The sequence below is a fragment of the Microbacterium proteolyticum genome (assembly GCF_029639405.1).
Taxonomy (GTDB): Bacteria; Actinomycetota; Actinomycetes; order Actinomycetales; family Microbacteriaceae; genus Microbacterium.
Genome location: NZ_CP121274.1, coordinates 140,304 through 161,244 on the forward strand (window position 1 = coordinate 140,304; position 20,941 = coordinate 161,244).

23 protein-coding genes and 1 pseudogene are annotated in these 20,941 nt (G+C 72.6%); 13 read left to right on the top strand and 11 right to left on the bottom strand.

What is annotated here, in order from left to right; translation table 11 throughout:
- Positions 1-54: 54 nt before the first annotated feature.
- The 3 genes from P8R59_RS01500 to P8R59_RS01510 are packed head-to-tail and all read right to left on the bottom strand — an operon-like array spanning position 55 to position 2,376.
- Entirely contained in the window at positions 55-558 is a 504-nt protein-coding gene (locus P8R59_RS01500) for a bifunctional nuclease family protein (protein ID WP_278102416.1), read from the bottom strand.
- Between the two features lie 37 nt (positions 559-595).
- A complete protein-coding gene (locus tag P8R59_RS01505) occupies positions 596-1,216 on the bottom strand; it encodes a response regulator (protein WP_077052256.1) in 621 nt (206 codons plus the stop codon).
- On the bottom strand, positions 1,213-2,376 hold the full coding sequence (locus P8R59_RS01510) for a sensor histidine kinase (protein ID WP_278102417.1): 1,164 nt from the start codon (positions 2,374-2,376) through the stop codon (positions 1,213-1,215). The genes P8R59_RS01505 and P8R59_RS01510 overlap by 4 nt, the downstream gene beginning before the upstream one ends.
- Before the next feature lie 144 nt (positions 2,377-2,520).
- Here P8R59_RS01510 and P8R59_RS01515 point away from each other — a divergent pair.
- Together P8R59_RS01515 and P8R59_RS01520 are read left to right on the top strand one after the other, a co-directional pair.
- A pseudogene (locus P8R59_RS01515) lies at positions 2,521-3,410 on the top strand (FtsX-like permease family protein).
- On the top strand, positions 3,407-4,108 hold the full coding sequence (locus tag P8R59_RS01520; protein ID WP_278102418.1) for an ABC transporter ATP-binding protein: 702 nt from the start codon (positions 3,407-3,409) through the stop codon (positions 4,106-4,108). Before P8R59_RS01515 ends, P8R59_RS01520 begins: the two are co-directional and overlap by 4 nt.
- Here P8R59_RS01520 and P8R59_RS01525 read toward each other — a convergent pair.
- The 3 genes from P8R59_RS01525 to P8R59_RS01535 form a co-directional block, all read right to left on the bottom strand.
- Positions 4,089-4,451, bottom strand: coding sequence for a hypothetical protein (locus tag P8R59_RS01525; RefSeq protein WP_278102419.1), 363 nt, complete (start codon positions 4,449-4,451; stop codon positions 4,089-4,091). The genes P8R59_RS01520 and P8R59_RS01525 overlap by 20 nt on opposite strands.
- Before the next feature lie 212 nt (positions 4,452-4,663).
- A complete protein-coding gene (locus P8R59_RS01530; protein ID WP_278102420.1) occupies positions 4,664-4,903 on the bottom strand; it encodes a hypothetical protein in 240 nt (79 codons plus the stop codon).
- A 99-nt stretch (positions 4,904-5,002) separates the two neighbouring features.
- Positions 5,003-5,554: a PadR family transcriptional regulator gene (locus tag P8R59_RS01535; RefSeq protein ID WP_278102421.1), complete on the bottom strand. Its 552-nt coding sequence runs from the start codon at positions 5,552-5,554 to the stop codon at positions 5,003-5,005.
- Between the two features lie 133 nt (positions 5,555-5,687).
- On the opposite strand from P8R59_RS01535, the gene P8R59_RS01540 reads away from it, so the two are divergent.
- The 4 genes from P8R59_RS01540 to cydC are packed head-to-tail and all read left to right on the top strand — an operon-like array spanning position 5,688 to position 11,485.
- Positions 5,688-7,130: a cytochrome ubiquinol oxidase subunit I gene (locus P8R59_RS01540; protein WP_077052263.1), complete on the top strand. Its 1,443-nt coding sequence runs from the start codon at positions 5,688-5,690 to the stop codon at positions 7,128-7,130.
- Positions 7,131-7,140: 10 nt separating this feature from the next.
- Entirely contained in the window at positions 7,141-8,172 is a 1,032-nt protein-coding gene (gene cydB / locus P8R59_RS01545) for a cytochrome d ubiquinol oxidase subunit II (protein ID WP_278102422.1), read from the top strand.
- Positions 8,169-9,794 (top strand): thiol reductant ABC exporter subunit CydD, encoded by a 1,626-nt coding sequence (gene cydD / locus P8R59_RS01550; RefSeq protein ID WP_278102423.1) that lies wholly within the window; start codon positions 8,169-8,171, stop codon positions 9,792-9,794. Before cydB ends, cydD begins: the two co-directional genes overlap by 4 nt.
- Positions 9,791-11,485, top strand: a complete 1,695-nt coding sequence (gene cydC, locus P8R59_RS01555) for a thiol reductant ABC exporter subunit CydC (protein WP_278102424.1) — start codon at positions 9,791-9,793, stop codon at positions 11,483-11,485. The genes cydD and cydC overlap by 4 nt, the downstream gene beginning before the upstream one ends.
- On the opposite strand, the gene P8R59_RS01560 is transcribed toward cydC, so the two are convergent.
- Positions 11,478-12,161 (bottom strand): hypothetical protein, encoded by a 684-nt coding sequence (locus P8R59_RS01560; RefSeq protein ID WP_278102425.1) that lies wholly within the window; start codon positions 12,159-12,161, stop codon positions 11,478-11,480. The two genes, cydC and P8R59_RS01560, sit on opposite strands and share 8 nt — an antisense overlap.
- Positions 12,162-12,403: 242 nt before the next feature.
- Between P8R59_RS01560 and P8R59_RS01565 the strand changes: the two genes are divergently transcribed.
- Entirely contained in the window at positions 12,404-13,216 is an 813-nt protein-coding gene (locus P8R59_RS01565; RefSeq protein ID WP_278102426.1) for a DUF2690 domain-containing protein, read from the top strand.
- A 19-nt stretch (positions 13,217-13,235) separates the two neighbouring features.
- Here P8R59_RS01565 and P8R59_RS01570 read toward each other — a convergent pair whose 3' ends face one another.
- The 4 genes from P8R59_RS01570 to P8R59_RS01585 form a co-directional block, all read right to left on the bottom strand.
- Complete coding sequence (locus P8R59_RS01570) at positions 13,236-14,285, bottom strand: sulfate/molybdate ABC transporter ATP-binding protein (protein ID WP_278102427.1); 1,050 nt, start codon at positions 14,283-14,285, stop codon at positions 13,236-13,238.
- A complete protein-coding gene (gene modB / locus P8R59_RS01575; RefSeq protein WP_278102428.1) occupies positions 14,282-15,064 on the bottom strand; it encodes a molybdate ABC transporter permease subunit in 783 nt (260 codons plus the stop codon). Before modB ends, P8R59_RS01570 begins: the two co-directional genes overlap by 4 nt.
- Positions 15,061-15,825: a molybdate ABC transporter substrate-binding protein gene (modA, locus tag P8R59_RS01580; protein ID WP_278102429.1), complete on the bottom strand. Its 765-nt coding sequence runs from the start codon at positions 15,823-15,825 to the stop codon at positions 15,061-15,063. Before modA ends, modB begins: the two co-directional genes overlap by 4 nt.
- A gap of 91 nt (positions 15,826-15,916) precedes the next feature.
- On the bottom strand, positions 15,917-16,312 hold the full coding sequence (locus tag P8R59_RS01585) for a TOBE domain-containing protein (protein ID WP_077052270.1): 396 nt from the start codon (positions 16,310-16,312) through the stop codon (positions 15,917-15,919).
- Positions 16,313-16,382: 70 nt separating this feature from the next.
- On the opposite strand from P8R59_RS01585, the gene moaA reads away from it, so the two are divergent.
- The 6 genes from moaA (at position 16,383) to P8R59_RS01615 (ending at position 20,928) form a co-directional block, all read left to right on the top strand.
- Positions 16,383-17,438, top strand: coding sequence for a GTP 3',8-cyclase MoaA (gene moaA / locus P8R59_RS01590; RefSeq protein ID WP_278102430.1), 1,056 nt, complete (start codon positions 16,383-16,385; stop codon positions 17,436-17,438).
- Entirely contained in the window at positions 17,435-18,205 is a 771-nt protein-coding gene (locus P8R59_RS01595; protein ID WP_278102431.1) for a HesA/MoeB/ThiF family protein, read from the top strand. The genes moaA and P8R59_RS01595 overlap by 4 nt, the downstream gene beginning before the upstream one ends.
- Positions 18,202-19,425 (top strand): molybdopterin molybdotransferase MoeA, encoded by a 1,224-nt coding sequence (locus P8R59_RS01600; RefSeq protein ID WP_278102432.1) that lies wholly within the window; start codon positions 18,202-18,204, stop codon positions 19,423-19,425. Before P8R59_RS01595 ends, P8R59_RS01600 begins: the two co-directional genes overlap by 4 nt.
- Entirely contained in the window at positions 19,422-19,901 is a 480-nt protein-coding gene (gene moaC, locus P8R59_RS01605) for a cyclic pyranopterin monophosphate synthase MoaC (RefSeq protein WP_077052274.1), read from the top strand. Before P8R59_RS01600 ends, moaC begins: the two co-directional genes overlap by 4 nt.
- Entirely contained in the window at positions 19,898-20,134 is a 237-nt protein-coding gene (locus P8R59_RS01610; RefSeq protein ID WP_278102433.1) for a MoaD/ThiS family protein, read from the top strand. Before moaC ends, P8R59_RS01610 begins: the two co-directional genes overlap by 4 nt.
- Positions 20,135-20,253: 119 nt before the next feature.
- Positions 20,254-20,928 (top strand): hypothetical protein, encoded by a 675-nt coding sequence (locus P8R59_RS01615; protein WP_278102434.1) that lies wholly within the window; start codon positions 20,254-20,256, stop codon positions 20,926-20,928.
- The last annotated feature ends 13 nt before the right edge of the window (positions 20,929-20,941 follow it).

Consider the following 20,941-nt stretch of genomic DNA (forward strand, 5'->3'; position numbering starts at 1 on the left):
CCGCGACGGGCGGCACTGACGAGTCTAGGAGCGCGCGCGACCGACGCGGCCGGGTCACCCCTGGAAGTCGTCGGGGTCGACGTCGTCGAGGAACTTCCGGAACTCCTCGACGCGGTCGTCGTCGCCGCGCGCGTCGAACTCGACCGCTCCCTCGGGCACCCCCGCCTCGGCGAGGACCGCCTCGGCCACCGCGATCGGCGCGTCCGTCCGCGCCGCCAGGGCGATGGCATCCGAGGGTCTGGCGTCGATCACGAGCGGCCCACGGGGCGTCTGCACGTGGATCTCGGCGTAGAACGTGCCCTCGAACAGCCGCGTCACCTCGACCCGATCGACGGATGCCGACAGCGCCCGCAGCATCACGACCATCAGGTCGTGCGAGAGAGGGCGCGGCGTCACCGCACCCTCGGTCGCGACGAGGATCGACATCGCCTCCTGCGGACCGATCCACACCGGGAGGACGATCCCCTCCTCGGCGGCCGTGCCGGGCAGCGGGGAGAGGAGGATGACGTGCTGCTGGGCGGAATCCAGGGCCACGCCGAGCACGCGAACCGGGACCATGACGCCATCGTACGGGGCGGTCGACGCGGCGGAAGGGTCAGCGCAGGACGCCGAGGGCCCGCGCGGCGGAGACCGCGGCGGTGCGCGAGGAGACGCCGAGCTTGGAGAACACGTGGGCGAGGTGCGACTTCACCGTCGCGTCGGTGATGTGCAGTCGTGCCGCGACGTCGGCGTTGGACGCACCCCGGGCGACCAGTCGGAGCACCTCGATCTCGCGGGCCGAGAGGCTCACCCGCGGTTCACGCAATCGCGCTAGGAGTCGTCCCGCGATCGCGGGGGCCAGGGCGCTCTGCCCGGCGGCCGCGGCACGGACACCGGCGAGCAGCTCGTGCGGCGGCGCGTCCTTGAGCAGGTACCCGCTCGCCCCGGCCTCGACGGCCCCGAGGATGTCGCCGTCGGTGTCGTAGTTGGTGAGCACGAGCACGTAGGGCGGAGCCGCCAGCGCGCGGACGCGTCGGGTGGCCTCGGCCCCCGCGGCCCGGTCGCCGAACTGCAGGTCCATGAGCACCAGCTCCGGCGAGAGCTCGGCGGCCAGGGCGACGGCGGCGTCCGGGGTCGACGCCTCGCCGACGACCTCGATGTCGGCCTCGCCCTCGAGCAGCGCCCGCACTCCGGCGCGCACGACGGGGTGGTCGTCGGCGATCACGACCCGGATCACAGGGCGACCCCCCGCAGGGTGACCGCGACGACCGTGCCGGCCCCCGCCGCGCTGACGACCGTGAGGTCGCCGTCGAGCTGCTCGACGCGCTCGCGCATCGCCCGCAGACCGAACGAATCGGTCCCGGATGCCGTCTCCTCGGCGCTCGCGGGATCGAACCCGCGGCCGTCGTCGGCGACCGTCAGCCGCACGTCGTCGCCGTCCTGCACGAGGTCGACGCGCACCACCGTGGCGTCGGCGTGCTGGGCGACGTTGGCCAGGGCGCCCTGCGCGATGCGCAGCAGCGCCGCCTGCGCATCCATCGGCAGCGCCACTTCGCCCGGGATCTCGGTCTCGACGTCGACCCCCTCGCGCTGCGCCCAGCCCTCGGCCAGCCGCTGCAACGCGGAGCCCAGGCCCCGGTCCAGGGTCGGCGGCGCGAGCTCGCGGATGAACCGCCGCGTCTCGGCGAGACCATCAGCGGCGGTCTGCCGGGCCAGACGGATGTGCGCGATGCCGGGGCCCGTGGCATCCGCCCGTTCCGCCGCGTGGAGCAGCATCTGGATGCTCGACAGCCCCTGGGCGACGGTGTCGTGGATCTCGCGCGCCAGCCGAGCGCGCTCCGCGAGGACGCCCTGCTCGCGCTCGGTCGCCGCGAGACGATCCCGCGTGGCGAGGAGTTCGGCCACGAGCGCCTCCCGCTCGACGCTGCGGCGCTGGAGCGCGCCGTAGCCCAGGCCGATGAGCAGTGCCACGCCCGCGCCGACGACCGGACCGACCACGCCCCCGACGGTGAGGCCGCCGTGCACCGCGAACGCCGCGATCGTGAGCCCGGTCGCCGCGACGACCGCGGCCGGCCCGACCCATCCCGGCAGCACGTGCAGATAGAGGAAGAACAGCGGGAACACGATGTACGCGGCCTCGGGCACGAGCCACATCAACGGCGCCCACACCAGCGTGAGCGCGCACACCCAGGCGATGCCGCCGGCCTTCCGCTCCCGGCGGGCGAGCCACAGCCCCGCGAGATACACCGCAGCCAGCAGCGCGGCGAGGGCGAGCGCCCACGGCGAACCGCCGGTCCAGACGACGCGGACGACGACGAGCGCGAGGAGCCCGGCGAAGAGTGCGTGGAGCCCCGCGCGCAGCCCGGTGAACACGGGAGCCAGGGTGCGATGCGGCATATCGGTTCCAGCGTACGGACGCCGCCCCCGTCGCGGATCATCCGAAAGGTGGAGAGGGAGTTCGCCCGCCCCGCCGATGACCCGCCGGAGCATCCCGGGGAGGGTGGAATCACCGGCGAGATCCGTCGGAGAAAAGGAGGCGACGTGTACGTCGCATGGCGGGATCTGCGGTTCGCCCGCGGTCGATTCGCCCTCATCGGGGCGGTCGTTGCGCTCATCACCCTGCTCGTCGGATTCCTCTCGGGACTCACCGGGGGCCTGGCCGCACAGAACGTGTCCGCGGTCCTGCAACTCCCCGGCGACCGGCTCGTGCTGCACGCCGAGGGTTCGGCGGCCGCGACCTTCGCCGACTCCACGCTCGACGCCGACACCGTCGCGACGTGGCGGGAGCGGCGATCGGCGACGACATCACCGTGGCCGGGACCACCTTCCGGGTGGCATCCATCGGGGGCGACTCCTGGTACAGCCACACGCCCGTCGTCGCGCTCACGCCGACCGCGTGGGCGGCCCTCGACACCCGCCTCGGCGGCTCGGGAGAGGCGACCGTGCTCGCCGTGAGCGGGGCGCCCGACTGGGACTCCCTCACCGCCGCGACAGCGACGACGGCGACGAGTCCGCTGGCGAGCCTGACGGCCCTGCCGACGTTCCGCTCCGAGATCGGGTCCCTGGCCCTGATGATCGCGATGCTCTTCGGGGTCTCCGCTCTCGTCGTCGGTGCCTTCTTCACCGTCTGGACCATGCAGCGCTCCGGCGACATCGCCGTGCTGAAAGCCCTCGGGGCCGGAACGGGCGCCCTCGTGCGCGATGCACTGGGTCAGGCCGTGGTCGTCCTCGTCGTCGGCGTCGGCGTCGGGATCGGTCTCACGGCGGCTCTCGGCGCGCTCGCCGGCGGCACCCTCCCGTTCATCCTGAACCCCCTCACGACCCTCGCGCCCGCGCTGGTGATGATCGCCCTGGGCCTCCTCGGCGCCGCCGTGTCGCTGCGCACCGTCACGAAATCCGACCCCCTCACAGCCCTCGGGAGCACGCGATGATCCTTCTCGACGACGTCACCCTGACCTATCCCGACGGCGATGCCCGCGTCACCGCGGTCGACCACGTCACCCTCGAGGGCCGCCCCGGCCTCGTGACCGGGATCACGGGCCCCTCCGGCTCGGGGAAGTCGAGCCTGCTCGCCCTCGCCGCGACGCTGATCCGCCCCGACTCGGGCCGCGTGATCGTCGACGGGACGGATGCCACCGCGCTCACGCGCGCCGAAGCGACCGCGCTCCGGCGCGAGCGGATCGGCATCGTCTTCCAGCAGCCGCAGCTCCTCCCCGCGCTCACCGCCCGCGAGCAGCTGCGCGTGATGGGGGAACTCGGCGGCCGCGGGTCGCGAGCCCGGCGCGCGGCGGTGCGTTCGCGCGTGGACGAGCTGTTGGATGCCGTCGGCCTCGGCGACCAGGCCGACCGTCGACCGGCGCAGCTCTCGGGTGGTCAGCGCCAACGAGTGGCCATCGCTCGAGCGCTCGTGCACGAGCCTCGCGTCCTGCTGGTCGACGAGCCCACGAGCGCCCTGGACCGGGAGCGCGGGGCGGCGATCATGGATCTCCTGTCGCGGCTGACCCGCGAGCGGGACACCGCGACGCTGCTCGTCACCCACGACCTCGTCCACAGCGACACGCTCGACGAGACCGTCGAGGTGATCGACGGCCGAGCCCGGGTGCGGGAGATCACCACCCGAACGCGTTGAACCACTCCCGGCGCTGGTCGGCTTCGGCCCGCGTCGGGTCACCGCGCCACGTGTCGTGCGGGCTCAGCGTCCCGTCGGCCTGCAGGGGGACGAACGCCCAGCAGACGGGGCAGACGGCCCTCCCGCCCGGGAAGCCGTCCGGGAGGGTCGGGGCGGGTTCGGCGGGCGCTCCCGCTCCCGCGCACTCGGGCGGGTCCGCCTGCAGGTCGTTCCACAGCAGCGCACCGCCGCGCCGGTGATGGAGGCCGCGATGGCCCTTCTTACGCGTGCAGATCTCGCCCTTCCGGCGGCTCAGGCACAATCGGCGCGCCGCGCCTGGCAGAACGGCCAGCGTTCGTGTCATCCTTCGATTCTCGCGCGTGCTTACGCAGCGGGGGCAGGTGCGCGATGCGCACGGGGCGGTGGGGTCCGGTGGGGAAAGGGTCGGCGGTCATCGTCGACCACCACCGGCGAGTCGCGGAAACATGTCGACCTCCTGGTTCTCCGACACTGCGTCAGCACGAGGCCATGGCCGAGGGGGTTGACTCTCCCGGAGACGGTGCTACCCGCGGGGCGTCAGCGACCGGCGCGTCGGAGAACGGTGTCGACGGCCGCGTGGAACGTCAGGTGCTGCGCGACTTCCACCGCGCGGTCGTACCGCGTGCCGCCGAGAGCGACGAACACGGCGCCGACGACCTCCACGTAACCGGCGATCCGACCCTCGCGGGCGACCTCGTAGAGGTCGAGGTCGATGCGCGTCCAGGGGATCTCGGTGACGGTGTTCGGCTGCCCCGGGCGATCGAGCGGAATGTCCATGACCATGAGAGCTCCTTGCGTACCGGGGTGCTCTCAGGGTGCGTCGAAGGGCGGGATGCCGTGCCGGGGTTGACGGATCCGCAAAGGGGCGTTACGTGCTCAGAGCGCGCTGCGAACGGGACGGCCGCGGCGGGGACGCTCGTCCGACAGGTCGAACGGCGCGGCCTCCCCCGCGAGGTGTTCGGCCTCATCGAGAAAGTGCAGTTCGGCCTCGAGCCGCGAGCGACGCGCAGCGGACACGATGGCGCGGGTCACGGCATCCGAGTTGTCGTCGTCCGGTTCGGCGGTCGCCAGCGCGTCCTGGACGGCGGCACGCTGGGCGGCGATGACGTCGGCCACGTCGACGCCGGGGAGGGTGAGCGCGAGCGCGATGCGCAGGGCGAGATCGTCGCGGCGGTCGACGATCGAGGCCGCCCGCAGCCATGCCCGCGCCTCGGCGCGGCCGGCGGTGGTCGCCCCCCACAGCACGCGGCCCTCGTCATCCACGCCGCGATGCTCGACGAGGCCGTCGCGTTCGAGTCGTTCGAGGGTCGTGTAGACCTGACCGACGTTCACCGCGACCCCCGTGCGACGCAGGTACTCGGCGCGCAGCTGGGAACCGTAGCAATCGCCCTGATCGAGGATCGCTAGCAGGCTCTGGCGCACCGTCATAGGGACCTCCGACCCACCGCGAAAAGCTTTCCCAAGTATATCGTTCGATACCGAATCACCCTGTTTTCCGCGCGGTGACGCGGGAGTAGCCTGTGGTCAGACCACAGAGAAGACCGTCGATCGGAGACATCCCGTGGAGTGGCTCGACCCCCTCATGCTGGCTCGGTGGCAGTTCGGACTGACCACCCTGTACCACTTCCTCTTCGTGCCCCTCACGCTCGGCATGTCGCTGGTCGTGGCGATCTTCCAGACCGTCTGGTACCGCACGGGCGACGTGAAGTGGCTGCACCTCACCCGCTTCTTCGGCAAGATCTTCCTGATCAACTTCGCCATGGGCGTCGTGACCGGCATCGTGCAGGAGTTCCAGTTCGGCATGAACTGGTCGGCCTACTCCCGCTTCGTCGGCGACGTCTTCGGCGCACCCCTCGCCTTCGAGGGACTGCTGGCCTTCTTCCTCGAAGCGACGTTCATCGGCCTGTGGATCTTCGGGTGGGACAAGCTCCCGCGGGGCCTCCACCTCGCGAGCATCTGGCTGGCCAGCATCGGCGCGACGCTGTCGGCGTACTTCATCATCGCCGCGAACGCGTTCATGCAGAACCCGGTCGGCTACCAGATGTCCGCCGACGGCCACCGTGCCGAGCTGATCGACTTCGGGAAGCTGCTGACCAACCCCGTGGCCCTCGCCGCCTTCCCGCACACGATCTTCTCCGGCTGGATGTTCGCGGCGATGATCGTCGTGTCCGTCTCCGCGTGGCACCTGGCCCGCGGTCGCAACGTCGAGATGATGCGCGCGCCGCTGCGATTCGGCCTGTGGGCGACGGTCGTGTCCTTCGTCCTCGTCGCGATCGCCGGCGACCAGCTGAGCCTGGTGATGGTGGCCACCCAGCCGATGAAGATGGCCGCGGCGGAAGCGACCTTCAACACCGTGTGCGGGGCGAACGCCTCGTTCTCGATCTTCACGCTCGGCACCCCCGACGGAACGAGCGAACTGTTCTCGATCCGCGTGCCGTTCCTCCTCAGCATCCTGTCGACGCATTCGCTCGACGGCTGCGTCGAGGGGATCAACGACCTCAACACCATGTACAGCCAGCAGATGTTCCCGCAGTTCGCCGACCAGGTCGACGGCAACTTCGCCCCCGTCCTGTGGGTGACGTACTGGGCCTTCCGCTGGATGATCGCGCTGGGCGGTCTCGCGACCCTCATCAGCGTCGTGGGCCTGTGGGTCACGCGCAAGAACGCCAAGCGCCCGGTCGCGCCGTGGATGTGGCGCGTGGCGATCTGGGCCGCTCCTCTGCCGCTGCTGGGCAGCCTGGTCGGCTGGGTCTTCACCGAGATGGGCCGCCAGCCCTGGATCGTGTTCGGCCTGATGCTCACGCAGGACGGGGTCTCCCCCAGTGTCCCCGGCTGGAGCGTGCTGATCTCGCTCGTCGCCTTCACCGCGATCTACGCCACGCTCGCCGTGGTGGAGTTCGGACTCATCAAGAAGTACGCGCAGAAGGGCCCGGATCCGCTACCCGACCCGAACGCGCCGCGCGAGCCCGACACCGTCGAGAACACCCCGACGACCGTCTACTAGGAGCACAGTCATGGACCTCGCATACCTCTGGTTCTGGATCGTCGGATTCCTCTTCATCGGCTACTTCGTCCTCGACGGGTTCGACTTCGGCGTCGGCATGTCGCTCCCCTTCCTCGGAAAGGACGACATCGCCCGCCGGCAGATCATCAACACCATCGGCCCCGTGTGGGACCTCAACGAGACGTGGGTGATCGTCGCCGGGGCGGCGCTGTTCGCCTCGTTCCCGGAGTGGTACGCCACGCTGTTCAGCGGGTTCTACCTCCCGCTGCTGCTGATCCTGCTGGCGCTCATCGCCCGCGGCGTCTCGTTCGAGTACCGCCACCAGCGCGATTCGCTGAAGTGGAAGCGCGGCTTCGACCGGATGATCGTCATCGGCTCCGCCGTGCCGGCGTTCCTGTGGGGCGTCGCCTTCGCGAACATCGTGCAGGGCGTGCCCCTGGATGCCGACCACGAATACGTCGGGACCCTCTTCACGCTGCTCAACCCCTACGGCATCCTCGGGGGCCTGGTGACCCTGCTGCTGTTCTTCACGCACGGCGTCTACTTCGTCGCCCTGAAGACCGACGGTCAGGTGCGGGAGGACGCCCGCGCCCTGGCGAAGAAGTCGGGCCTGGCCACGATCGTCGCGGCCGCCCTGTTCCTGGTCTGGACGATCATCCAGGCGGCGAACAATCAGGCACCGCTCCTCCTTGGCGTCGTGGCCCTCTCCGGGATCGCCGCGCTCGCGCTCATCGGGTCGTGGGTGGCGAACCTGCGCGACCGCGAGGGCACGGCCTTCACTCTCGGTGCGATCACGATCGTCACCGCGGTCGGCGCCCTGTTCTTCGCGCTCTTCCCGAACGTCATGCCCTCGACCCTCGAACCGGGTTCGGGTCTGACGATCGAGAACGCCTCCAGCACCGACTACACGCTCACGATCATGAGCTGGGCGGCGCTCGTCTTCCTCCCGCTCGTCCTGGCGTACCAGGGGTGGACCTACTGGGTGTTCCGCAAGCGCGTCACCCGCGCCCGCATCGAGAAGGCAGCCCTGGTGGCGCATTGACCGACACGACACGGGTGCGCCCCGTCGACCCCCGACTGGTGCGGTACGCCTCCGCCTCACGCAGCTTCTTCGCGGTGAGCGCGGCGGTCGTCCTCGCCCAGACGGGGGTCGTCGTCGGGTTCGCCTGGGCTCTCACCTCCGCGCTCGTCGGCGCGATCGACGGGCGGCCGATCGGCGAGCTGACGGGCTTCGTGGCGGCCGCGGCGGCGCTGGTCGCCGTTCGGGGCCTCCTCATCGCGGCATCCGAACGCGTGTCCGCCCGGGGAGCGGCGGCCGCGTCCCTGCAACTGCGCGAGCGCCTGGTGGCCGCTGTCACGACCCTGGGTCCGGGGTGGCTCGGTCGCCGCAACGCCGCGTCGCTGTCGGTCACGGCCGGACACGGCCTGGAGGCCCTCGACGCCTACTTCGGCCGCTACCTCCCGCAGCTCGTGGCCACCGCGATCACGACCCCCATCCTCATCGGCGCGATCGCCCTCGCCGACCCCCTGTCCGGCCTCACCGTCGTGCTGACGATCCCCCTGATCCCCCTGTTCATGGTGTTGATCGGCCTCGCGACCCGCGCCGTGCAGAAGAAGCAGTACGGCACCCTCGGCCGACTCGCGGCCCGGTTCGCCGACACCGTGGAGGGTCTCGGGACGCTCAAGGCCTTCGGCCGCGAACACCGCGCCGCGGACACGATCGAGAAGGTCACGCGCGACTACAAGCGCGAGACGATGACGGTGCTGCGCGTGTCGTTCCTCTCCGGCTTCGCGCTGGAGTTCCTGGCATCCATCTCGGTCGCCATCATCGCCGTGACGATCGGCTTCCGCCTCCTCTCGGGCGACCTGAGCCTGCTGGTCGGGCTGTTCGTCCTGCTGCTCGCGCCGGAGGCGTACCTGCCGCTGCGCCAAGTGGGCGTGCAGTTCCACGCCGCGTCCGAAGGGGTCGCCGCGACGGAGGAGATCTTCGACGCCCTGGATGCCGCCCGCCTCGCGCCCACGACCGAGGCCCCCGCCCCCGCGGCAGGGACGGTGCTCGAACTGCGCGACGTCCGCGTGGACCGCGGAGCGCACCGGATGCCGACGGTCTCCCTGTCCGTGGGACCGGGCGAGGTCGTCCTGGTCACGGGCCCGAGCGGAGTGGGCAAGTCGAGTATCGTCGCCGCGCTCCTCGGCTACGCCGAGCACTCCGGCGAGATCCGCCTGGACGGACGCCCCGTGGCCCACGCCCGCGCCGCCGTCGCGTGGGCGGGCCAGCGACCCGGACTGGTGTCGGGCACCGTCGCCGAGAACGTCGCCCTCGGCGCCGACGTCGATCGCGACACCATCGCGACGGCGCTCGCCGACGCCGGCGCCGCCGACCTCGACCCGGCGACCCCGCTGGGTGCGGGCGGCGCGGGGCTGTCAGGAGGGCAGGCGCAGCGCGTCGCCGTCGCCCGCGCCCTCTGCCGCTCGCGCACCGCCGGGGCACGGATCCTCGTCCTCGACGAACCCTCGAGCGCCCTGGATGCCGACACCGAAGCGCACGTGTGGCGCACACTCCGCCGCGAGGCCGACGCCGGCGCCGGAGTGCTGCTGGTGTCGCACCGCCCGTCGGCGCGGGAGATCGCCGACCGCGTGATCGACCTGGGGGTGCGCGCGTGAACGGGCGGGTGCGCGGCATCCTGGCCTCCGCGATGCCGTCGCGGCGGCGATTCGCCCCGGCGGTGCTGTCGGGCTTCGGGACGGCCGGGAGCGCGGTGGCGCTCCTCGCCACGAGCGCGTGGCTGATCGCCCGGGCGGCCGAGCAGCCGCTGGTCATGTACCTCTCCGTCGCGGTCGTCGGTGTCCGGGCGTTCGCCCTCTCCCGCGGCGTCTTCCGGTACCTCGAACGCCTCGCCGGGCACGACGCGGCCCTCGAACGCCTCGCCGACGTCCGCGCCGACCTCGTGCGCGAGCTCGTGCCGCTGGCCCCCGACGGCCTCGGCCGCGCGCGCCGTGGCGGGCTGCTGTCGAGCGTGGTCGACGACGTCGAGGAGCTGCAGAACCTGCCCCTGCGGGTCGTGCTGCCCCTCTCGGTCGCGGCGCTGACCTCGCTCGCGGCGGTCGTGTTCACGGCCTTCGTGTCGTGGCCCGCGGCACTGGTCCTCCTGGCCTGCCTGGCGGCGGCGTTCGCGGTGTCGGTGGCCGCGGGGTGGGCGGCCGGGGCGCGCGCCGAGCGGGCGATCGCTCCGCTCCGAGCCGACGTCGCCGACGCCGTCCACGACCTCCTCACGAACCTCGACGTCCTGACCGCCTACGGCGCCCTCGACACCGCACGCGCGCGGGTGCGGGCGGCCGACCGGGCGCTGCGCCGCGCGGTCGTGCGACGCGGAGCCGCCCAGGGACTCACCTCCGGCACCGTGTCGGTGCTCGCCGGACTCGCGTCGCTGTTCGCGCTCGCCGTCGCCGCGCCCGCCGTCGCGGGCGGCACCCTCTCCGGCCCCGGACTCGCGGTCGTCGTGCTGCTCCCGATGGCGGTGTTCGAGGTGTTCGGGCCCGTGCCGCTGGCGCTAGCGTCGTGGCGGCAGGTGCGCGCCGCGGCCGAGCGGATCGCCGACGCCGTCCCGTCCGAGATCCCCGAGGGTCTCCCCCGTGACGAGCCCGCCGCCACGGGAACTGCCCCCGCCCTCGGTGAGGGCATCGAGCTGCGGGACGTGCGCGCGCACTGGCCGGCCCGGTCCGACGCCGGACTCGACGACACCGGACGCATCGCCGATGTCGACCTCCGCGTCGGTGCGGGCGAGCGCGTCCTCGTCACGGGTCCGAGCGGGGCCGGGAAGACCACGCTCGCCCACGTCCTCGCGAGGTTCCTCGACTACGACGGCTCGTTCACGATCGGCGGCGTCGAAGCCCGGGACCTCGCCGGCGACGACCTCCGCCGCACGATCGGCCTCGTCGAACAGTCGCCGTACCTCTTCGACGAGTCGGTGCGTCAGAACCTGCTGTTCGCGCGCGACGACGCCGGCGACGCCGAACTGACCGCGGCGCTCGCCCGCGTCGGACTCGACGCGTGGGTCGCCGAACGCGGCGGACTGGATGCGACGGTCGGCGACCGGGGCGGCCTCGTCTCGGGGGGACAGGCCCAGCGCCTCGCGCTCGCGCGGGCCCTGCTGCGCGGGTTCCCCGTGCTCGTGCTCGACGAGCCCACCGCGGGCGTCGACCCGGCGGCATCCGACGCGCTCCTGCGCGACCTGCTCGGCGCGGTCGACCGCGGGCGCGCCGTCGTGCTCGTCTCGCACGTCGACGTGCCCGAGGAACTGGTCGACCGCACCGTACGGCTGGAGGACGGGCGGGTCGTGACCGGACTCAGCTGAGCGCGCCGTCCCCCACGGGATCCGCCAGGTCGAGCAGCCGGAGATCCATGCGGGTCACGAGCCGCGCGGCGACCGCGAACTCCACGAGACGGATCCGCCGGTTGGTCGCGTAGGCCCCGACGCCCCCGCGCAGGCCCGGGACTCCGTGACGATCGAGCTTGTCGCAGACGTTGTCCAGCTTGCGGTTGAAGCGCGTCAGGGTCCACCCCAGACGCGCCGCAGCCCGGGCACTGGTCGGGATGTCGCCCAGACCCGCGCTCTCGGAGCGCAGGAGCGGTTCGACCAGTGCGACGATCAGCTGGCGTTGCGACAGCGTGAGGACGATCTCGCCGAGCGATTCCCTCCCCGCGTGCCGGTCACGATCCGCGACGGCGGACGCGGGCGCGGAATAGATCGGGGCCGCGACGTACACGCCGATCTCGTACGTCGTGGGGCCGGCGCGGAAGACCACGGCGGTATGGCCGAAGACCACCGGGATCCGGCAGCCCGGCGGCACCTGCGAGTGGAATCGTCCCTCTCCGTCCGCGACGGAGAGGGACGTCTGCGTACCGGTGTTCCGGAGGAACCAGATGCCGTCCACGTCGGAGAACTCCGCCAGAGCCGGGTCCAGCTCGGAGTTGTCGTCGAGCACGAGGTCCCCCGACCTCCCGACCGTGAAGGCGGCGCCCGGAGGCACCGACGTCCATTCCCCGCAGTACTCCAACTGGAGCCCTGCCGACGGGATGGACGTCGGCCCCCCGGTCTCGCCCCCGCCTGTCACATCGCCCCCCATGGGTCCCCTCCGCTTCCCCCCACGAAAGCGCTTTTCCCGCCGCGCCCCCATGGGGAGGATTCCCCATGTAGGTTCTCGAAAGCGTCCGGAAGGATCCGTTCCGGACGAACTCGGAAAAGAAGTTCATGTCGTCAGGGGGAGACGCGGTGGACGAGAGCACGGAAACGACGGCATCCACGGAATCCGGCGAGGATGATCCGATCCGCGACTTCGCGGGAGAGCTGCGCCGACTGCGTCTGGATGCGGGAAGCCCCACCCTGGTGAATCTGCAGCATCGGACCGGAATCTCGCGCAGCGTCCTGTCGGATGCGTTCGCCGGCCGCACTCTGCCGACGGAACGCACGGTGTCGGCGCTCGTGAGCGCGCTCGACGAGGATCCGGAGGCCCTCCTCCGGCGTCGACGGGCGCTCGCCCGCGCGGCCCGCGAGAGCGATGCCGCGACGACACCCTCCGGCGAGACTCCGGCCGCGCGGACCGTCACCCGCCGCAACGCCGCGCTCCTCTCGGTCGCCGCGTTCACGGTCGGTGTCCTCGGCACCCTCGGGGGCGTCGCCGTGGTCTCCGCCGTCACCGCACCGCGGATCGGCGAGCCGCAGATCACGGTGGCGAACGGCGTGGACCCCGCTACGACGCCCTGCATCGACGACGCGGCCGTCGCGACCTCGGACACACGAGCGGGCGACTCCCTGCTCGAGATCATCTGGTCCGACAAATGCCAGGCCGGATGGGGGCGTCTCACTCGCTACGACGCGCAGGGCGCGGGGAATACCGTGACGATCGCGATCTACCCTCTGACAGCTCCCACGGGACCCCTGCGGATGGAAGCCACCGAACACGACGTCCAGGGTGCCTACACTCCGCTGATCGTCCGTCCGACGCCGGACACCTTGCTGTGCGCGGAGGGCGATTACACGCTGAACGGACGCACCGTCGATCTGGGCGGTCCGTTGTGCATCTGACGATGCCGTGACGCGCGCGTCAGGATGCCGCGACGAACCGCACGCGATCCGGCGGAATCGACAGGGTCACGACGTCTCCCGCCGCCAGGTCGGCCGCCGTCACCGCGTCGATCTCCGCGGCACCGACATCGGCGAGGAGCCGCACACCGGTCGGAGTCGGCTCCAGTCGCACCACCCGTGCGCGCCACGCGTTGACCGCGGACTCCCCCACGCGTACGTCCGCCGCCCGGAACACGGCGGCGATCGCGCGCCCGGCCTCCGCCGCGAGCGCGCGGGATCTAACATCCGTCGACGCGAGCCGGAGGTCGCCGAGCACCCAGCTTCCGGCGGAGGCTGTGCCGTCGACGCGCTCGAGGCCGGCGATGCGTGCCGCGACCTCCGACGCCGGTGCCGAGAGCACCTCGCGCACCGGTCCGAGCTGGGTCGCCCGTCCCGCCTCGACGATGAGCAGCCGGTCGGCGAGGATCGCGGCGTCGACGGCGTCGTGGGTGACGGCGACGGCGGTGACTCCGTCGAGGGCGTCCCGCAGCATCGTGCGGATCTCGGCGGCGGTCACGGCATCCAGCGCGACGAGCGGTTCGTCCAGGAGCACGGCCCGCGGTCGCGCGGCGAGGGCGCGGGCCACCGCCACCCGCTGCTGCTCGCCGCCGGAGAGCTCGGCCGGCCGACGGTCCCCGACCCCCGGGAGCCCGACACGGGCGAGCCACGCGTCGGCGTCCGCGCGGGCATCGGCGACCGCGACGCCGGCCGCGCGGGGACCGAAGGCGACGTTCTCGCGCACCGAGAGGTGCGGGAAGAGCCGCGCATCCTGCCCGAGCAGCACGATGCCGCGCCGCATCGGGTCGGTGCGCACCCGCGGGGGCGCGAAACGGTCGATCACGCGTCCGTCGAGCGCGATCTCGCCGCCGTCGAGCCGCTGGAGCCCCGCGAGCGCCTCGAGCACCGTGGACTTCCCCGCGCCGCTGCGCCCCATGATGGCCAGCGTCTCTCCCGGGGCGACGTCGAACGCGACGTCCACGCGGAACGCCCGCCGCTGCACCACGACGTGCGCGGACAGCGCGGCGCTCATGACGCCCCCACGGGAGGCCGCCAGCCGCGGACGAGCAGCAGCACCGCGATCGCCGTCACCAGCAGCAGGAGCGCGAGCGCGACCGCGGTGCCCTGGCCGACGCCGCCACCGTTGAACGCGGTGTAGATCGCGAGGGGCATGGTCTGCGTGACGCCCGGCCGGTTGCCGGCGAACAGGGCGGTGGCGCCGAACTCGCCGATCGCGCGGGCGAAGCACAGCACGATGCCGGCGACGATGCCCGGTGCGGCCAGAGGCAGGGTCACCCGCCGCAGGATCGTCACCCGCGAGGCACCGAGCGAGGCCGCGGTCCGCTCGATCTCGACGCCCGTGCTGCGCAGCGCCCCCTCCACGGCGAGCACGAGGAACGGCAGCGCCACGAACACCTGCGCGAGCACGACCGCGGTCGTGGTGAACGGCAGGCCCAGCGCGCCGAACCAGCCGTTGCGGCCGAAGAGGTAGAGGAGCGCGACGCCGCCGACCATCGGCGGGAGCACGAGCGGAACCGTCACGAGCGCCCGGAGGAGGGCCGCGGTCCGGGGGGAGCTCCGCGCGATGAGGAGGGCGAGCGGGATGCCGACAGCGGCGCACACGAGCGTCGCCACCGCCCCGGTGCCCAGGGACAGGCCGAGGGCCTGCAGCGCCGTCGGTGAGGTGACGTCGGCGATCAGCGTGGACCATTCCACCCGCGCGACGAGCGCGGTGAGCGGGACGAGGAGGAAGAGCAGCCCGATGACCGCCGGCACGATCAGCCAGCGGGGAACGTAGCCTGCCCCTTTCACGGAGCCCGGAACCCCGCGTCGGCGAGGATCTTCTGCCCGTCCGCCGACAGCACGAAGTCGACGAACGCGGCGGCCGCGGCGGGGTTCGGAGCATCGGCCAGCGCGGCGATCGGGTAGCGGTTGACCACGGCATCCGCCCCCTCCGGCACGATCGACGCGACGTCGGTGCGGCCCACCACGTCGGTGGCGTACACCAGGCCCGCGTCCGCCTCGCCGGCGGCGACCTTGGTGAGCACGGCGGTGACGTTCTGCTCGGCGCTGGCCGGGGTCACGGCGACACCGGCGTTCGACAGCAACGTCTGCGATGCGGCGCCGCACGGCACCTCCGCCGCGCACAGCACCGTGGTCACGCGCGCGAGGTCGGCGAGGCTCTGCACCTTCCCGGGGTTGCCGGTGGGCACCGCGACGACCAGGGTGTTGCCCGCGAAGATCTGCGGCTCGGGGGCCCGGTCGGCGACCTTCGCCATGTTCTTCTCGTCGGCCGAGGCGAAGACGTCGGCGGGCGCTCCCTCGCCGATCTGGGTGGCCAGCGTGCTGGAGCCGTCGTACACCGCGGTCACCGTGACGCCGGGGTGCCGGGTCTCGAACGCCTGGGCGATCTGGTCGAACGACCGCTGCAGCGACGCCGCCGCGTACACCTCGACGGTGCCGGAGAGTCCGTCGGCGGATGCCGAGGGAGCGGACGAGGCGGCCGGAGCGGCGCAGCCGGCGAGCAGGGCGCCGGCGGCGAGGAGCGCGGCGAGGCGGAGGGGGCGTCGCATGAGAGGTCCTTTCGGCGACACCGACGGCCGCGGCATCCATTGTTCCTCATCTGCGGACCATAGGGTCGTTGTAAGCCGTATTCGCGACACCTCAGGCGCGGGGGGTCTCCACCGTCACGACCGTCGCCTTCACCGAGGCGACCGCCAGAGCGCCGGGCTCGAGAGCGAGCTCCTCCGCGGCTTCGGCCGACATGAGCGAGACCACGCGGTGCGGACCGCACTGCAGATCGACCTGCGCCATCACCCCGTCGACGCGCACCCGTGTGACGATGCCGACGAAGCGGTTGCGGGCGCTCGAGGACACCCCGGTGGGGTCGTCGGGCTCGTCGGCGAGGGCGACGGCGCGGGCGGCGAGAGCTTCGCCGGGGATCTCCGTGGGCGTGGCGCCGGTGGTGGGGAGGAGCCCCTGGTCGATCCAGCGGCGCACGGTGTCGTCGCTCACTCCGAGCAGCCGCGCGGCGGGCGCGATGCGGAAGGTGTTCGGCATGTCATGACGCTAGCGCCGCGACCCCTCGCACAGCGACCCCGGGCCTCCCCCACTCGCCTAGGCTCGACCCATGGATGCCGTGCGCGAGACCGGAGCCCCCCGCGAGGGGGGCCTGCTGGACCGGTTCGGCCGCGTCGCCCGCGACCTGCGCGTGTCGGTGATCGACAAGTGCAACCTGCGCTGCACGTACTGCATGCCCGCCGAGGGTCTGCCGTGGATGCCGCAGCAGCAGCTGATGACCGGCGAGGAGATCGCTCGCATCGTCCGCGTCGCCGTCCGCGCCCTCGGGGCCGAGGAGCTGCGCCTGACGGGCGGCGAACCGCTCGTGCGCAAAGACCTCGAGGACGTCATCGCCCGCATCCGCTTCGATCACCCCGATCTGCCGATCGCGATGACGACGAACGCCGTGGGGCTCGACCGCCGTGCGCGGGCGCTCAAGGACGCCGGACTCACGCGCCTGAACGCCTCGCTCGACACGCTGCACCCCGAGACCTTCGCCGAGCTCACCCGCCGCCCGCACCTCGACAAGGTGCTCGCGGGGCTCGAGGCAGCCCAGGCCGTGGGCCTCGGGCCCATCAAGATCAATGCGGTGCTGCTGCGCGGGATCAACGACACCGAGATCGTGCCGCTGGTGGACTGGGCGGTCACCCACGGCTACGAGATGCGCTTCATCGAGGACATGCCGCTCGACGGCGACCGGTCGTGGACCGAGACGCAGGTCGTGCCGGCCCGCGAGATCCGCGCCGCCCTCGAGGACGTGTTCGACCTCGAGGGCGACCCCCGCGGTCGGGGTGCCGCGCCGGCCGAACGCTGGGAGGTGCGACGCCGCGGAGACCGCACCCTGGCCGGGCACGTCGGCATCATCTCCTCGGTCACCGAACCGTTCTGCGCCGCGTGCACCCGCACGCGCGTCACCGCCGACGGCCGCGTCCGCTCGTGCCTCTTCTCGCACGAAGAGACCGACCTTCTCACGGCGCTGCGCGACGGCGCGAGCGACGCCGACCTCGCACAGATCTGGCGGGATGCCATGTGGCGCAAGCCCCGCGCCCACGGTTCCGACCGCGTCGGCCTGGCGCGTGCCGACTTCGTCCAGCCGGAGCGCACGATGAGCGCGATCGGCGGATGATCCCGCTCGTTGAGCCGGTGGCATCCCTCGCCCCCGAAGAACTCATCCGCACGGCCCGGCACGCCGTCCTCGCCGGGATCGGCGAAGAAGGACAGCGCCGTCTCGCGGCCGCGCGCATCGCGGTCGTCGGCGCGGGGGGACTCGGGTCACCCGTGCTGCTCGCCCTCGCCGCCGCCGGCGTCGGCGAACTGATCGTGATCGACGACGACGTCGTCGAGCGCACGAACCTGCAGCGTCAGCTGATGCACCGCGTGGACGACATCGGCGCGCCCAAGACGTCATCCGCCGCCCGGGCGATCCGCGACCTCTCGCCCCTCACGCAGGTGCGCGAGGAGAACTCCCGCCTCACCCCCCAGAACGCCCGGGATCTCCTCGGCGGAGCCCACGTCGTCATCGACGGCAGCGACACGTTCGACACCCGCAGCGCCGTGGCATCCGCGACCGACGAGCTCGGGATGCCGCTGGTGTGGGGCGCCGTGCAGGAGTGGTCGGCCCAGGCCACGGTGTTCTGGTCGCGGCCGCCCGAGGGGCACGCCCCTGTGACGCTCGGCGACGTGTTCCCGCCCGACTCGGTCGGTGAGCCGCCGACGTGCGCGCAGGTGGGCGTGCTCGGCGCGCTGTGCGTGCAGGTCGGCGGGCTGCTCGCGACCGAGGCGATCAAGCTGATCACCGGCGCGGGCGAACCACTCCTCGGACGCCTCGTCGTCATCGACGCCCTGCGCTCCCGCCACGACATCGTCCCGCTCGCGCCCCGGAGGACCCCGTGACCGATCTGCTCACCGTCGAAGAGCACCGCGCGCGCGTCCTCGCCGCCGTGGAGCCTCTGCCCGTCGAGACCGTCTCGCTCGCCGAGGCTGCGGGCCGCACGCTCGCCGCGGACGTGCACGCCCGCCACGACCTCCCCGGCGACGACAACTCCTCGATGGACGGGTTCGCCGTGCGTTTCGCCGACGTCGAGGGCGCGGATGCCGATTCCCCCGTGTCACTGCGAGTGGTCGCCGACCTGCCGGCGGGATCCGACGACGATCCGGCGTTCGGCCCGGGCGAAGCGGTGCGGATCATGACGGGTGCGCCCGTACCCACCGGCGCCGACGCCATCGTCCCGTTCGAGGACACCACGGGCGGCCTCGCCGACTCGCTCGGCACCGTCGAGGTACGGCGTGCGCCCGCCGCCGCGGGGGCGTTCATCCGCCGCCGCGGAGGCGACGTGCGCACGGGCGACGTCGTGCTGGCGGCGGGCGAGCGGCTGGGACCGTACGCGCTCGCGGCCGTCGCGGCCGCGGGTGTCGACCGCGTCGAGGTGCGCCGCCGGCCGCGGGTCGCCGTGGTGTCGACGGGAAGCGAGCTCGTGCCGCCGGGACTCGCTCCGGGCCGCGGTCAGACGCCCGACTCGAACTCCACCCTCTTGGCCTCCCTCGTCGCGAACGCCGACGCCGAGGTCGTCCTCGTCGCGCACGTCACCGACGAGGCCGGCACGGTCGACGGTGTCCTCGCGCGCGAGGACGGTGTCGACGTCGTCATCTTCACGGGCGGTGTGAGCGCGGGGGCGTACGAACCGGTGCGGCAGGCCCTCTCCGAGAGGATCGCCTTCGTGAAGGTCGCGATGCAGCCCGGCAAGCCGCAGGCGTTCGGCGTGCTCGACGACGGCCGCCTCGTGTTCGGGCTGCCCGGCAACCCCGTGAGCGTCGCGGTGTCGTTCGAGGTGTTCGTGCGCCCCGCCCTCCTCGCCCTGCAGGGCCGCGCGACCATCGACCGCCGTCGCGCCCGGCTCACCGCGTCCGAACCGTGGAAGACCCCGCCCGGTCGCCGCCAGTACCTCCCCGCCGCGATCGACCTCGTCGCCGGCACTGTTCGCCCCGCCACCGCGGGCGGCTCCGGCTCGCACCTCGCGGCGTCCCTCGCGCGCGCCGAGGCGTTCGCGATCGTCCCCGCCGAGGTGTCCGCCGTCGCCGTCGGCGATCCCGTCGATGTCATGCTGATTCCATGACCTTCACCCACCTGGATGCCGCGGGCCACGCCCGCATGGTCGACGTCACCGCCAAGCAGCCCACCGTCCGCACCGCCACGGCGCGCGGGTTCGTCCGGTGCGCGCCCGAGGTGGTCGCCGCCCTCCGCGACGGGACGGCACCGAAGGGCGATGTGCTGGCCGTGGCGCGGATCTCCGGCATCCAGGCCGCGAAGTCGACGCCGACGCTCCTGCCCCTCGCGCACGTGATCGGCGTGCACCGCGCCTCGGTCGACCTGGAGATCGTCGACGACGGTGTCGAGATCGAGGCCACCGTCGGCACCGCCGACCGCACCGGAGTCGAGATGGAGGCGCTCACGAGCGTCTCGGTCGCCGCCCTCGCCATCGTCGACATGGTGAAGGGTCTCGACAAGGGCACGTTCATCGAGAACGTGCGCATCGTCGCCAAGACCGGCGGCAAGTCCGGCGACTGGCATCGTCCCGGGGAGCCCGCGTGAGCGTGCGGGTGCGCTACTTCGCCGCCGCGGCGGAGGCTGCGGGAACGGATGCCGAGGACCGCGGGGAATCCTCGCTCGCGGCGCTGCGCGCGGCGGTGCTCGCCGCCCACCCCGCGCTCGTCGGCATCCTGGACCGCTGCGCCGTGATCGTCGACGGCGAGCGCCGCGACGACGACGCGCCCCTCGCCGGGGTCGCGCACGTCGACGTTCTGCCGCCGTTCGCCGGCGGGTGACACCCCGGGTGGCCGTGCTCACGCGTCACCCGATGTTCAGCCCGTGCCGCATGCATCAGCCGTAGCCTGCTGCCATGGGGAGGATCCTCTTTCGACCGGCCGTCGATCCGCGTAGGCAGGTGAGCGCGGCCGCATTCCTGCTCGGCTCGGCTGCTCTGCAGTACATCGCCGCAGCCGAACGATGGTTGGTCGCCCTGACGACGTGGACGCGCCGGGATCGCTGGATCGAAGACCATCTCTTCGACTACTCCTACCCCGCCGACCCGTGGGAGAACATCGGGGCAGCCGCGCAGTGGTTCGGGGCGGGCTACCTTCTGCTGGCCGCGGGCGTGCTCGTACTCGTCGGCCGAGGGCACGGCCCCGCACACGGCCTCTCGAGGATGGCCGCGGTGTCAACGGCAGTGGGCCTCGGCCTCACCGGTGTGCACGCGCTCGCTTCCGGTGTCCTCGGGGCGCCCACGTTCCTCCAGTGGCCGATCATCCTCTTCAGTGTCGTCGCCTTCGCGGGTCTCATCGTCCTCGTCGCGGTGAGCATCCGGTCGGCGCCGGCGACCGCGCTCACCTTCGCGCTGCTGTTGATGACCACCGTGCCGGGATACTTCTTCGCCTGCTTCGTGATCGCCCCGGCCGTCGTCGGCAGCTCCTCCTACGACACCACACCGCACACCGAGACGGTCATCGCCGTGGCCACAGCCGCCGCCGCAGCCGTCCTTCTGATCGCCTCGGCGGTCTCGGCACTCCGCCGGACGATCGCCCGACGCCCGACCGGCGGGGCCCGCCTCGCGGAGGTATGACGCGCGGGCTCAG

Excerpts from the sequence above, each read along its gene's own strand:
- P8R59_RS01585 (WP_077052270.1), bottom strand. The coding sequence starts at position 16,312 with ATGCCGAACACCTTCCGCATCGCGCCCGCCGCGCGGCTGCTCGGAGTG.
- P8R59_RS01530 (WP_278102420.1), bottom strand. The coding sequence starts at position 4,903 with ATGGACATTCCGCTCGATCGCCCGGGGCAGCCGAACACCGTCACCGAG.
- P8R59_RS01595 (WP_278102431.1), top strand. The coding sequence starts at position 17,435 with ATGATCCCGCTCGTTGAGCCGGTGGCATCCCTCGCCCCCGAAGAACTC.
- modA (WP_278102429.1), bottom strand. The coding sequence starts at position 15,825 with ATGCGACGCCCCCTCCGCCTCGCCGCGCTCCTCGCCGCCGGCGCCCTG.
- moaC (WP_077052274.1), top strand. The coding sequence starts at position 19,422 with ATGACCTTCACCCACCTGGATGCCGCGGGCCACGCCCGCATGGTCGAC.
- P8R59_RS01525 (WP_278102419.1), bottom strand. The coding sequence starts at position 4,451 with ATGACACGAACGCTGGCCGTTCTGCCAGGCGCGGCGCGCCGATTGTGC.
- P8R59_RS01500 (WP_278102416.1), bottom strand. The coding sequence starts at position 558 with ATGGTCCCGGTTCGCGTGCTCGGCGTGGCCCTGGATTCCGCCCAGCAG.
- cydB (WP_278102422.1), top strand. The coding sequence starts at position 7,141 with ATGGACCTCGCATACCTCTGGTTCTGGATCGTCGGATTCCTCTTCATC.
- moaA (WP_278102430.1), top strand. The coding sequence starts at position 16,383 with ATGGATGCCGTGCGCGAGACCGGAGCCCCCCGCGAGGGGGGCCTGCTG.
- P8R59_RS01520 (WP_278102418.1), top strand. The coding sequence starts at position 3,407 with ATGATCCTTCTCGACGACGTCACCCTGACCTATCCCGACGGCGATGCC.
- P8R59_RS01535 (WP_278102421.1), bottom strand. The coding sequence starts at position 5,554 with ATGACGGTGCGCCAGAGCCTGCTAGCGATCCTCGATCAGGGCGATTGC.
- P8R59_RS01510 (WP_278102417.1), bottom strand. The coding sequence starts at position 2,376 with ATGCCGCATCGCACCCTGGCTCCCGTGTTCACCGGGCTGCGCGCGGGG.
- P8R59_RS01570 (WP_278102427.1), bottom strand. The coding sequence starts at position 14,285 with ATGAGCGCCGCGCTGTCCGCGCACGTCGTGGTGCAGCGGCGGGCGTTC.